Source organism: Anaerolineales bacterium (assembly GCA_015075625.1).
In the GTDB taxonomy this organism is placed as follows: domain Bacteria; phylum Chloroflexota; class Anaerolineae; order Aggregatilineales; family UBA2796; genus UBA2796.
Map to the genome: position 1 here is coordinate 1,854,353 of JABTTZ010000001.1, position 12,850 is coordinate 1,867,202.

General features: G+C 56.8%; 12 protein-coding genes. 3 read left to right on the top strand and 9 right to left on the bottom strand.

The genetic code is table 11. The features are described from left to right. The first annotated feature begins 2 nt into the window (after nt 1-2). Nucleotides 3-1,220, top strand: coding sequence for a DUF4340 domain-containing protein (locus HS103_07650; protein MBE7512674.1), 1,218 nt, complete (start codon nt 3-5; stop codon nt 1,218-1,220). Between the two features lie 94 nt (nt 1,221-1,314). Here the strand turns inward: HS103_07650 and HS103_07655 are convergent, their stop codons facing one another. From HS103_07655 to HS103_07690, 8 genes are all read right to left on the bottom strand, one after another. Continuing rightward, nucleotides 1,315-1,848, bottom strand: coding sequence for an HDIG domain-containing protein (locus HS103_07655; protein MBE7512675.1), 534 nt, complete (start codon nt 1,846-1,848; stop codon nt 1,315-1,317). Next, nucleotides 1,848-2,504, bottom strand: coding sequence for a site-2 protease family protein (locus HS103_07660; protein MBE7512676.1), 657 nt, complete (start codon nt 2,502-2,504; stop codon nt 1,848-1,850). Before HS103_07660 ends, HS103_07655 begins: the two co-directional genes overlap by 1 nt. 41 nt (nt 2,505-2,545) lie before the next feature. Next, nucleotides 2,546-2,881 (bottom strand): glutaredoxin family protein, encoded by a 336-nt coding sequence (locus tag HS103_07665; GenBank protein ID MBE7512677.1) that lies wholly within the window; start codon nt 2,879-2,881, stop codon nt 2,546-2,548. A gap of 274 nt (nt 2,882-3,155) precedes the next feature. Continuing rightward, nucleotides 3,156-4,352 (bottom strand): N-acetylmuramoyl-L-alanine amidase, encoded by a 1,197-nt coding sequence (locus HS103_07670; GenBank protein ID MBE7512678.1) that lies wholly within the window; start codon nt 4,350-4,352, stop codon nt 3,156-3,158. Beyond that, nucleotides 4,282-5,430, bottom strand: coding sequence for a glycosyltransferase (locus HS103_07675; GenBank protein MBE7512679.1), 1,149 nt, complete (start codon nt 5,428-5,430; stop codon nt 4,282-4,284). Before HS103_07675 ends, HS103_07670 begins: the two co-directional genes overlap by 71 nt. Further along, nucleotides 5,427-6,560 (bottom strand): glycosyltransferase, encoded by a 1,134-nt coding sequence (locus tag HS103_07680; GenBank protein ID MBE7512680.1) that lies wholly within the window; start codon nt 6,558-6,560, stop codon nt 5,427-5,429. The genes HS103_07675 and HS103_07680 overlap by 4 nt, the downstream gene beginning before the upstream one ends. Next, complete coding sequence (locus tag HS103_07685; GenBank protein ID MBE7512681.1) at nt 6,530-7,486, bottom strand: SDR family oxidoreductase; 957 nt, start codon at nt 7,484-7,486, stop codon at nt 6,530-6,532. Before HS103_07685 ends, HS103_07680 begins: the two co-directional genes overlap by 31 nt. Further along, nucleotides 7,483-8,529 (bottom strand): undecaprenyl/decaprenyl-phosphate alpha-N-acetylglucosaminyl 1-phosphate transferase, encoded by a 1,047-nt coding sequence (locus tag HS103_07690; GenBank protein MBE7512682.1) that lies wholly within the window; start codon nt 8,527-8,529, stop codon nt 7,483-7,485. Before HS103_07690 ends, HS103_07685 begins: the two co-directional genes overlap by 4 nt. Nucleotides 8,530-8,760: 231 nt before the next feature. Between HS103_07690 and HS103_07695 the strand changes: the two genes are divergently transcribed. Beyond that, a complete protein-coding gene (locus HS103_07695; GenBank protein MBE7512683.1) occupies nt 8,761-9,312 on the top strand; it encodes a YceI family protein in 552 nt (183 codons plus the stop codon). 375 nt (nt 9,313-9,687) lie between these two features. Here HS103_07695 and HS103_07700 read toward each other — a convergent pair whose 3' ends face one another. Beyond that, a complete protein-coding gene (locus HS103_07700) occupies nt 9,688-10,971 on the bottom strand; it encodes a DUF4397 domain-containing protein (GenBank protein ID MBE7512684.1) in 1,284 nt (427 codons plus the stop codon). Nucleotides 10,972-11,189: 218 nt separating this feature from the next. Here HS103_07700 and pruA point away from each other — a divergent pair, with 218 nt between their 5' ends. Beyond that, nucleotides 11,190-12,758 carry an L-glutamate gamma-semialdehyde dehydrogenase gene (pruA, locus tag HS103_07705; GenBank protein MBE7512685.1) on the top strand — a complete coding sequence of 523 codons (1,569 nt, stop codon included), beginning with the start codon at nt 11,190-11,192 and terminating at the stop codon, nt 12,756-12,758. Nucleotides 12,759-12,850: the final 92 nt, after the last annotated feature.

Genomic DNA, 12,850 nt, shown 5'->3' on the forward strand with positions numbered 1-12,850 from the left:
CCATGAAACTGACACGCACAAACACGCTGCTCATCGGGCTGGCGATCTTCCAACTGGTTGCCGTGATCGCCCTCTTTGCTTCAGGGGCAGGGGCGGGCGCACCGCCCACAAACACCGCCGCTATTCTTCCCAACCTAATCCCCGATGATGTGACGGGAATCACGGTGAAGGATGGTGCGGGTGCGGCGGTAACGATGCTGAAGGACTCTGAAGGCGCTTGGTCGCTCCCCAATGCCGGAAACTATCCGGTGGAAGCGTTCCGCGTTGAATCCCTTCTGAACGCCATGAAAGGGTTAGACACCAGCCGTCTGATCGCCCAGAACAAGGCGAATCATGCGCGGCTGAAGGTGGCAGATGAAGACTATGAGCGCCTCATTGAGATCACGACGCGGCAAGGCGAGACACAGCGGCTCTACCTCGGCACGTCCAGTGGGGCAAACAGTACCCACGTCCGGCGCGGCGGGCGTGATAATGTCTACCTTGTGGGCGGTTTGAATACATGGGAAATTTCGACCCGTGCGGCACAGTGGGTGAACGCCGTGTATCTTGCCATCCCCCAACCAGAGGTGGCGACGATCACCGTGACGAACGGGAATGGGACATTCACCTTTGACAAAGCGGGCGAGGCGTGGACGTTTGCCGGATTGAACGCCGGAGAGGTGTTCAACACGGCGCAAATCGAGGCGATCCTCAGCCGCGTGGCAACCATCCGCTTGGATGACCCGCTAGGGACGACAAACGAGGCAGTCTACGGAATGGACGCGCCGTTGGCGGTGATCACCATCCAAACACGGAAGGAAATCACCCCCACCCCCGACCCAAGTGCAACGCCTGTTGGGGTGGATGTGCCGCTTCCCTTGACGCCCAATGCATCCTCGGTGAACGCCACCGTAGAGGAAAAAACATATACGCTGACGATTGGGGCGAAAACAGAGGCGGGAACGGGCTACTATGTGAAGTCATCCGAGTCCGATCACTATGTGATCCTTGCCGCAGCCACCACGGAAACCTTCACCAACCTGACTCGTGACTCGCTGATTCTTCCGCCCACGCCGACGCCCACACCGACGGCAACAGCGATCCCCTCAGCGACGCCGGCAGTAACAGCCACCTCTGAGGCAACGGCGACGCCAACGGTCACAGCGACAGCGACGATCACCAGCACAACCCAACCCTCGCTTACGGCGACGCCCACCCCAACGGCAACACCTAATCAATAGATAACCAGAAGGGCAGCGCCTAGCCTTCTCGCGTTGGGCGAGAGGGAAACATGGTCTGGAAGGCACAGCCTCCCAGACCCATCCTATGTGGGGATCAATTCGTATCGTCTGCTTTTTGCAGCGCCGCCAAGAGCGTCGCCCCCTCTAGATCATCCCGAAACGCTCCTGGTTCAGGGTGCGCCGCGATCAGGGCAACTAACAGCGGATCGCCGCCCGCCTCGCGCACCATATCCGCCCCCCATTGGGCGTGCTGCACATTGATCACGAATGGGCGCCGCCAGCCAGTGGGGGTATGGTACGTTCCCCAACGGTGTGCTGCCACCGGAAATGCCTTGTTCGCCAAGACAACAATGACGCGCTCCCAAAGGTAAAAAGGGGTGCGGCTTTTGCCCACATCATGCAAGAGTGCCGCTTGGAGTAAGGCGGGATGTGCCTCGCCGCTAGTTTGCAGTGAACGCAGCACGTTTAGGCTGTGCTGGCGCTCCCCCCGCCGCAGCTCTCGATAGAGCGTATAGAGCGGCGGCGGAAGGTGAGTTTGGGCAAGGGTATCCTCCACAGGGCGCAGTCCGGCGGAAAGCGCCCGAATCCCTTGCCGCCAGCGGCGACGTTCGGCGTTCCAAGCACCCATCACAACCCTAGCAAAAGACGCGCCATAAATTGGAAGGGCGGATTGATCGCGTAACCTAAAATGGGCAGCCCAATGAAGGATAACAAGATGAGTCCAATGAGGACGTAATAACTCTCGCGCTCGTAGCGCTGAAGTTGGCGTGATTCCTTTGGCGGCAAGAGCATCAACAACACGCGCCAACCATCCAGCGGAAAGAGCGGGATCAGGTTGAACAGGAACAAGAGCATGTTCAGGTTGAACCACACCGTCATAAACTGATCAAAATTGGGGATGATGTCCCGCCGCCCAAAAATCGGTTGATACTCCCACACATTGAAGCGGTAAAGCAGGGCGGCGAATGCCGCTAACAGCAAGTTAGCGAAGGGTCCCGCTGCCACCGCGAGAAGGTAGCCCCAACGCGGGTTGCGCATCCGTTCGGGGCGAATAATGGCATAGCCAAGCGCCCCAAAGCCAACGATCACCCACATGGCGTACCCAAACCAATCAATATGGACAAAAGGGTTTAGCGTCAGCCGCCCCATTTGGCGGGGGGTGGGGTCGCCCATCCGATCCGCAACATAATTGTGGGCATATTCATGGACAGCCATTGCGATTAGGACGACAATCGCAGCAGATAAAAGCCGCGCCAGATTGAATTGATCGCCAGAAAAAATCACGTCATCTACTCCTGCGCTCAGTGGTTGCGTTCGCTAGGGCTTTAAGGCAATAAGCCATGTTGAGTCAACCATGCTACAAGTTCGGGTTCGGTTGCCTCGGTAATCATCGACCCACGATTTACCCCGCGTGGGGAAGCCCCCTTGGGAAGCAGGGTGGGCGGTTCGACAGGGAGTTCCCCCCCTGGCTCAACAACGATGAGCGTTGGCACAGATAGAAACCCCGTCCAATCCAAAACGCGCTGGCGATAGGTGTCCTGTTCATCGATGAACAGTTCGCGGTAGGGGACGCCGCGTTTAGTCAAAACGCCTCGTGCAATGGTCACATAGGCGCAGGGCGTTGTTCGGCTGTACATGACGAGTTCATAAGGTCGGCTCATACGGGGGTTTCCCTATTTTTTCCCTTTCGCTCAGATTGCATGGCTTTCATGATGACCTATCGATATGGCAGCGAATAGTCCGTCAAGAAAATTCTAAAAGAACCCTTATCCCCCTGCCCCCTTTCCCTGTAGACAGGTAAAGGAGAGAAATTCTCCGGGCGAGGGGGTGAGGGGGAAACCCCCTCAAAGACGTGATTCCCCCTCCTCCTTGCGGAAGAAGGGGGGTAGGAGGATGAGGGTTATCTCATTCTATGGCGACCTTCCTGATGAACTACTAACTAATGGGTGTCAGAAAGCAAATCAAGCCATTCATAATCCCCAATGCCACCTTGTCTTGTTGGTTTTGCAGCAGACTTCGATCATAGCTCAGAAACCCTAATTCGAGGATGATCGCTGGCGTTGTAGGGGCGATCTCTTTCCAATGATGGTATTCCAACATGTTCGCGGTGATATTTCCGGGCTGGAACTCTAAGCCGGTGACGGCAGCATAGTTTTGGCGGACACATTCATTCAAGCGTTCGTCTGCCTCGCGGCTGGTCTGGCGGCTGCCCGGATAGGTTGATTTGAACCCGCCGTAGCCAAAATCGCCACAGGAATCGGCGTGCAGCGAGATATAAGCGGCGGCTTCATACCCCATTCGGCGGGTATCAAACTCGCCTAAAATATCCACCGTAAAGCCCTTGCCGCGCAGCATTGCCGCCAAGCGTTCGGCAGTGCCTGTCGTCACGGTCAGTTCGTTGAAGCCATCGGCGCAAACGGCGCCGGGGTCAGGGTTGCCCAAACGGTTTGGGCCACTGTGTCCGGCGACGATGCCAATGCGGTTGAACCACTGCGGTGTAGGAAGTGCCGTCGGCTGGCTAACAACACGCTGTGCTGTGGCTTGGATGGGGGCAAGTTCGCGCCGTGCTTGCGTGGGCAGAAAGTCTGGCGATGTCCACCACATGAAAATCGTGGCGATAATGACCGCCGCGGCGAAGGCGACGACAAACGAACGCAAAGCGCTCACGGCGGTGACAAGGGGGAAGTTTCCCACCTTTGGGGCGGTGGGCGTCACCGGCGCTTTCACCCGTCCGGCAGATGCTTTGCGTCCGCGCACCAACTGGCGGATCGCCCCTGTGTGCTGAACGGGAGGTTCGCCCTTTGGTGGGCGTTTTTCCTCGCGCCGTGCCTTGCCCGCGGGGGCGGCTCTCGTCCGCTCCATAAAGGTAGGTTGTTCGATGGCGGGGCGGGCTTTGCCCCTCTTTGGGGGTTGTTCCGCTGGCGAGGGTGCCCCTTCGGGAAACTCCGGGGCGATATGCCGCTCTGGAATCACCTCTGGAATGTTCGTCAGTTCGGGGGAAGGGGTGGGCTGCTCAGTCACAGGTAGGTTGCTCTTGTTCTCGGTTAGCGGGTAGTTTAACTCACTTTCCAAGCCACTCCCGGTAAAATGCTGCCACACGTTCCGCACTTGGGCGCATGTCATAGAGGGCAAAGGCGCTCCCCCGCCGTGTAACAGCCCCATCCTTCACCGTTGGATTGCGGAGGGCATCAATCACCCCCGCCGCCAATGCCTGAGCATCGCCAGCGGGAATAAGCTCCCCGCGCCCTTTGGCAAGAAGGTCAACAACGCCTCCAACCGCAGTTGCCACGACGGGAACGCCCGTCACCAACGCCTCAATGATTGAACTCGGCAAGCCCTCGTTGTGGGAACATAAGACTAGGCAGTCCAAGTCGCTGTAGATGGGGGGGAGGTCTGTCTGCCAGCCCGTGAACCGGACGTGTTCCCTTAGTCCAAACGCATCCACCTGCGCTTCGATCTCGGCGCGGCGTTCGCCATCCCCAACAATAGCAAAAACGGTATTGGGCATCCCCGCGCTTACCTTTACCGCCGCCTGAAGAAAGAGATCGTGGTTTTTGATCGGCACAAGCCTTCCGACAATGCCCACCAATGGCGCATCAAGAGGGATCGCATGGGCATCTCGAAAGGCAGATAATCCGCGCTGTAGGGCATACAGATCACCCAATTCATAGCCCGGGATGAGGACGCTCACCTTGTGCGGCGCGGCAATATGATGCACCTCGGTGAGGTCGCGGCGGAGGTAGTTGGCAACGGTGATCACGTGTGTGGAAAGCGCCGCCGTGAAGCGATCCAGCGCCTTGTAAAATGCTGTTTTGCGCGGGCTGAAATAGCCACTGAAAACATGCCCATGATAGGTATGGAAAATGTAGGGGACACCCGCCATCTTTGCCGCTACACGTCCGGCGAACCCTGCCTTTGCCGTGTGGGTATGAACAATATCGGGGCGCTCCCGCCGAAACAGGCGGAACAAATCACGCACAGTTGCCAGATCGCGCAGCGGGGAAATATCCCGCCCTAAACGCGGCACGCTGATCACCTCGATTCCCGCTTTCGCCGTGAGATACGCCATATCCCCTTCGTTTTTGCCGACATTTCCGGCAACAAGCTGCGCGTCGAAGCCAAGAGAACGTAAATGAGTGGTGAGAGGGATTAGGTAAGGGGCTATCCCGCCAATATTCAGACGGGAAATGACGTTGAGGACTTTTGTCATGGCGCGAGATTGTAGACCTTGAGCGTCTTTTCGACCATCTCCGCCACACTGAAGTGCGCCTCCAGGCGCTGCCTACCTGCCTCGCCCATCAGCCGTGCCGCCTCTGGGTCACGGAGAAGTGCCAACATCCCCGTGCGGATCACCTGAAAATCGCCCGGCGGAACAAGGTAGCCCGTCTCTCCGGGGGCGACGATCTCTGGCAAGGCGCTCACCCGCGAGGCAAGGATAGGCAGCCGCGCCGCCATCGCCTCCAACAGAACTAGCCCGAATCCTTCCCACCGCGAGGGCATTACAAAGGCATCGAAGGCGGGCATCAGTGCGGCGGCGTTCGCCCGCCAGCCCGCAAGGTGAACACGCTCCCTTAAACCGAGGGTGTCGATCTGCGTTTGCAGTTCATCGCGGAGTATCCCATCGCCTATGATTACATAATGGGCGAGTGGGTTTTCCCCGACCAGCGATCCAAAGGCAGTAACCGCATGGTCAAGCCCCTTTTGTTCAATCAGACGGCAGACCGAACCAAAGACGAACGCTTCCGGGGGAATTCCCAATTCGCGGCGGAAAATTCCCCGTATACGGGGGGATTCATCGGTGGGATCAAAGCCATAGTGAATCGTGTGTGTTTTGCGTGGCGGGGCAAACTCAACCTTCACCATAAACTGCCGCACCGCTTCGCTAATGGCAATGCCCGCCGTCACCCGCTGCCAAAGGTACGCCTGAATCAGGCGTATCGCCAGACGGCGACGGAATGGATCGTCGTTATGCCCCGACCAATAAATCCGTTTCACCTTCGCCCGCCGTGCCGCAATCACCCCGTGCCAATCGGCGTGAATCAGATGGGTGTGAACAGCACTCGGCTGTATATCACGGATCAACGCCGTCAAATCACGGATCAGCGGGAAATCAACATCCTTCTGAATCACGCGCTGGATGGTAGGGACGCCGCGCCCGGTCATCTCCTCCACATAAGCATCCATTGGCTTATCTGGCTCAACAAGGATCACCAAGTGCGGGTCAACCCCCGCCTGCCTGAGCGCTGGAAGAAGCGTCAGAAGGTGGTTTTCCGTGCCAGCAACCCCGGTCATTTTCGCAATATGGAGAATCATGCCAGTGTCAGCCGCTGCTGAAACCATGCCAATGTCCGTCCTAACCCCTCTGCCAACCCAACCTGTGGTTCATAGCCAAGCCGATCCCCGGCACGGCGAATATCAGCACAGGAATGTTTGATGTCGCCGGGGCGCTCTGCGGCAAAAATAGGCGTGATCGCCGTCCCCAACAAGCCGTTCAGGTGGGCAATCAGATCAAGCAGGCTGATCGGTGATCCGCCAGCAAGGTTATACGCCGCGCCCGCCGCGCTTGGCTCGGCATGGCACGCTCGCAGGTTGCCCGCCACAATATCAGCAACATGAACAAAATCGCGGGTTTGTGTCCCATCCCCATAGATCGTCGGGCGTTCGCCACGCAGCATAGCGCGGATAAAAAGCGGGATCACCGCCGCATACGGGGAATCGGGGTCTTGCCGTTCGCCAAAGACATTGAAATAGCGTAAGGCGACGGTTTCTAAGCCATAGACGGCGGTGAACGTCCGACAATAGTATTCGCCCGCCAGTTTTGCCGCCGCGTAAGGGGAGAGCGTCTGAGGAAGCATCGTCTCCATCTTGTAGTCGCCCGGGAGATCGCCGTACACCGCAGAAGACGAGGCATAGATAAGCCGCTTGACGCCGGCATCCCGTGCGGCAATCAGGATATTCAAGGTACCAGTGGCGCACACCTCATGCGTTTCGAGCGGGTCCGCCACAGAACGGGGAACGGAAGGGAGCGCTGCCTGATGAAGGACGTAATCAACGCCCGCCATCACCTCGCGCACCAGCGCCGCATCGGTGATGCTCCCCTCGTGAATGGTCAGATCGCCCCCAATCTCCCGCAGCAGTGCCAAATGATCGCGCTTGCCCGTGCTGAAGTTATCGAGGATGCGCACGCGCTCCCCCCGCCGAAGCAGCGTTTCGGCAAGGTGCGAGCCAATGAACCCCGCCCCACCCGTGATCAGGTAAACAGTCACACGCCCCCCTTCTCATGATGTTGCGCCGCGAATTCCTTTCGCCGCTGCTGAACGCGGACGTATTCCAAAATGAGGAAACACCCCCCCGCCGCGATCACGATTCCCGCTCCAACAATCAGGGCAGGTTCTAAGGGTACCTGGCTGATGATCAATGCTCCACAGCCCAAAAGAGCGCCCGCCACATAGATGGTGATCACCGCCACGCGGGGATGCAACCCCATTGCCACAAGACGATGGCTGGTGTGATCTTTCCCCCCTTGCGCCGGAGAACGTCCCTCTCGCAGGCGGGTGAAAGTGACCAGAGTCGTATCGAAAATGGGCATCCCCAACACAAGGACGGGAATCATCCACGAGGCAAGGGTCACTTGCGTTTGAAAGCGGAGTTTGATCCCCAAAACGGCGAGAAGAAAGCCGATTACCAGAGCGCCCATATCGCCCATGAAGGTGCGTGCCGGGTTGAAATTATAGACAAGGAAGCCAAGCAGCGCCCCGCACAGCGCCGCCGAAAGCGTGCTGACCAACTCTTGCCCTTGCGAAGACGCCAAAATGAATAAGAAAAAGGCGGCAATGGCGCTGACACCCGCCGCCAAGCCATCCATGTTGTCCATTAGGTTGACCGCATTGATGATCCCTACAAACCACAACAGGGTGAGGGGAATATCCAAAAACCATATCCCAAACAGATCGACCCGAATCCCCGCCGCCATGACGCCGAACGCAGCTACCGCCGAGGCAAGGTATTTCTGGCTTGGTTTCAGTTCATAGCGGTCATCCCAGAAGCCGACGACGGCGAGGAAGGTCGCCCCTAGTAAGATCGCCCCTAATTCCATCAGATGTTTGGGGAGCGGGATAAAAACGACCAACGTGATCAAAAAGGCGAGGTAGATCGCCAGCCCACCCATCAGTGGAATCGGCTTGCGGTGGACTTTGCGAGCGTTCGGTTTATCAACCATCCCAATACGCAGGGCAAGCCGCCGTGTCAGCGGCGTCAACCCCACAGAGGCAGCGATTCCCACCGCAAAGATAGGCATGTAATCAGGCACGGGCAATCCTCAGACAGACATACTTAGTGGGTAAGTATAGCGCGGCACAAGCCTGGCGTGAAGGTGCGGTGTCTTTGATATCAAAAGCGGACGATAGTCCGCTTCTCATCTGACACTCATCTTTCTTCGGTAAGGGAAGGGGAAGGTTGCCTCATCTGTCTTACCGTAAACGGACTACAGTCCACTTTGGTGAACAGAAGCACCCATACAATACAGAGGAGCAGTCCAATCATGGCAACCTATACCTTTGAGAGCGGTCACACCCGTGCCAATTTCAGCGTCCGCCACATGATGATCACGAATGTACGCGGACAGTTCGAGGATGTCACCGGAACGCTTGAATTTGATGCGGAAAATCCCGCCAACAGCCGTGTTGAGGCGCAGATTCACGCTAATAGCATCAACACCGGCAGCGACCAGCGCGACGGGCATTTGCGCAGCCCTGACTTTTTCGATGTGGCAAACTACCCTGTGATCACCTTCAAAAGCACGCGGGTTGAACCGACAGGAAAAGACTCAGCAAAGATTCATGGGGAGTTGACCATTCGGGCAAAGACTCTCCCCGTCGTCCTCGATGCCGAATTCCTCGGTGAGACAATCAATCCCTTTGGGGGTGATAAGCGGCTTGGCTTCACTGGAAAGACGAAAATCAACCGTGAGGACTACGGGCTGACATGGAATGTGGCCTTGGAAACGGGCGGTTGGTTGGTGGGCAAAGAGATCACCATTGAACTCGATGTCGAGGTCATGCCCATCACCCAAGAGGCACTAGCGACGGCGTAAGGATTGGGGCGGGACGGGACGGGCGATCCCGTGTGGTCGCCCGCCGCTAAAGCAGCGGGCTGAAAGCAACCGCCCCTTCGGGGCTTGAAAACCCTAACCCCACCCCGTACACAGGGAAAGGCAAGACATTCTGGGAGTCAAGGGGTGAGGGGGAAGCCCCCTCAAAGACATGATTCCCCCTTCTCCCACAGGCAGAAGGGGGTTAAAGGGGATGAGGGCTGTCTCTTTCTATGGTTGCCTTCTGGATCGACGACTAGCTCCCTCCCCCACCCCGCAAAGAGGCGACGAGGGGGAAAACGCCTTTTGCGAAGCGGAGAAGCCAACAGACGTTTGCCAAGAAGCTCATACCTCACAGCCGAATTTACGGATAGGCGCTTAGTCGCCGCGCAGGGTGGTGAAGGGATTGGCAAAGAAACGCAAGACATCCACCCCGCCATTTTCACCGGGAAGGGCAATCACCCAATGGAGTTTGCCATCCTTCAATTCATAACCCGGGAGGTCAATCAGGACATTTGAAGTGTTGTCGGCATCGACCACCTGAATGTTGTACTTTTGCGCTGGACCAGATGCCGAGCCAATATCCTCGTAGGCAAGGGGATCAATAACGGTATTGCCACTCTCCAAAACGACGATTTTATTCCCTTTGGGCAAGGCATGGATCACATTTAGCCCAGAACGCCCAGCGGGGACAATCGGATCGCCCCAATAGGCATTGATCCGTAAGCGATCTTCTTCCGTTCGCCCATCGAGCTTGCCCATGATCACGAAGTTGGCGGCAACCCCACCGGGAACGGCGATGAACGTTTCATAAATCGGTTTGCTATCAGCGGCAGCGCCATGTTCGCGCAGCGCCACACTATAGCGCTTGCCAGCAATGCTATACAGATCGCTGAAATTCTTGAATTCAACATTCTCGAACTGGAGTTCCCCGTTTAGATAGATATCGATGGGCGGCGTATTCGGGGAGGCATTGATCGCCCCGGCAAAGAGAACACCATCCACGATGCGCACCAACGACGCGCCGTTCTTATCTGCCACCAGGATATAGGTGTAGATCATCTCTTTGACGATCCCAATCGTCCCGAAATCGTAAAGGGTTTCGCCTTTGGCATTGACGGCTAAGGCATAGACACCCTCATCTGCCGGAAGGCTTCGCAGTGTGCCAAATTCGACGCCCTTTGTGACCGGTGATCCGCCAGCGGTGAGATCAACAGGGGTATTTTCGTCAATGGTGTTCACCAATTGGATCAGCGCCTTACCGGTAGGGGGTGTTTCTGTGGTCTGGTACATGCCCACCCCAAAATTCTGCCCCGGCACGCCTTGAGCTACGACGGTATTCACTGAATCGGCAGCGATGGTGACTGTTGCGCTAAAAAGGGGTTTCGCCGTCTCTGGGTCATCATCAAGGCGAATATCAACCTGATACTCCCCCTCGTCGGCGTTCACATAGTTTGAATATGTGCCATATGCCATACTGTCGAAAAAAAGCGACCCGTCAATATACACATCAACACGCGGCGCTTGTGCCGAGGCATGAACTACGCGCACCCGTCCCGCTCCGGCAGCACGAGCCGGCGTTTGGGCAGCACCAATAAAGGTGAGCGCCAAGATAAGGATGAGGGTCACTAACGTGCGGCGAGGTGGAAAATGAGTGATCACGACGAAACCTCCTTTGCAATCGGAACATATACTTACAATTGTAGGGATTCTGGGTCAATGGGCAACTGATCTCAACTCGGCGTGCTATCCCCACTAGCCTAGTTATGGCAAGGCTTTCCCCCTTTCACCCTGAAAAAATTCTCCTGCCGCGCTATACTGATCAGCGTAAAGATCGCCATTATTTTGCGCGTACACCTTACGCCACAGGAGAACACTGGATGTCGTCTGCCCTCCCTCCCTTTACGAACGAACCCCTTACAGATTTTTCCGTAGAGAGCAACCGCACCGCCTTCCGCGAGGCGCTGGAACTCGTCCGCTCCCAGCTTGGGACGCATTATCCCCTCGTCATTGGTGACGAGCGGATTGAGACGAAGGACACCCTTCCTTCGATCAATCCCGCCCGCCCGAAGGAAGTCGTCGGGGTTATGGCGGAAGCGACGAAAGCCGATGCCGCCCGTGCTATTGAGATCGCTCATGAAGCGTTTTTGAAGTGGCAGCATGTGGATGCCCACGAACGCGCCCGCTATTTGCTCCGGGCTGCGGCTGAGATGCGCAAACGGAAGCATGAATTCAGCGCGTGGATGGTCTTTGAGATTGGCAAAAGTTGGGCGGAAGCCGATGCCGACACCGCCGAGGCGATTGATTTCATGGACTATTACGCCCGCCAAGCCATCCGCCTGACCACTGCCAGCGAACAGCTTGTCCAAGCGCCGGGTGAACAGTTGGCATTACAGTACATTGGGTTGGGTGTTTGTGCGGTGATCCCTCCATGGAACTTCCCCAATGCAATCATGGCGGGGATGACCAGCGCGGCTATTGTCTCTGGGAACAGTGTTGTTCTCAAGCCCGCCGGAATCACACCGATCATTGCCTACAAATTATGCGAACTGTTCTGGAAACAGGGCTTACCGCCCGGCGTCTTGAACTTTGTTCCCGGTCCCGGTGCAGAGATCGGGGATACGATGGTCGATCATCCTAAGACGCGCTTCATTGCCTTCACCGGCAGCAAAGAGGTCGGGATGCGTATTTTTGAACGCGCCGCACGAGTTCATCCGGGGCAGCTTTGGCTAAAACGGACGATCTTGGAGATGGGCGGGAAAGATGCGGTGATTGTTGATGAAACGGCTGACTTGAACGCTGCGGCGGAAGGCATTGTTGCCAGCGCCTTCGGCTTTCAGGGGCAAAAATGCTCTGCTGGTTCGCGGGCGATCATCGTTAAGAGCGTCTATGAAACGGTTGCCAAGCGTGTTGTTGAGCGGACGAAAAAACTTCGGCAAGACGCTCCCGATAAAGGCGCAGACGTTCACCAAGGACCGGTCTCTGACGAGCGGGCGTTTAAGAAGATCATGAAGTACATCGAGATCGGCGCACAGGAGGGAACACTTCTGTGTGGCGGAAAGGTGAAAGAAACGCCGGATGATGGGTACTTCATTGAGCCTACCATCTTTGGCGATGTCCCCGGCGATGCCCGCATTGCACAGGAGGAAATTTTTGGTCCCGTCTTGGCGCTGATTCCAGTGGCAGATTTTGATGAGGCGCTGGCAGTTGCCAACAGCACCGAATTCGGCTTGACAGGCGCAGTCTACAGCCAAAACCGCGAACGGCTTGAACGGGCGCGGCGCGAATACCACGTAGGGAATTTGTATTTCAACCGGAAATGCACCGGTGCGCTGGTTGGGGTGAATCCCTTCGGCGGGTTCAATATGTCAGGGACGGATAGCAAGGCGGGCGGACCGGATTACCTGCTGCTGTTCACACAGGCAAAATCAATTGCCGAGAAATTGTAGAGCATTGATACCTCATCCCCTTTTCTTCGTATAGTGTTCTATACACTGCAAAGGGGATGGGATTCCGAGGCAGTTTAGGGCCCCCACAGGAT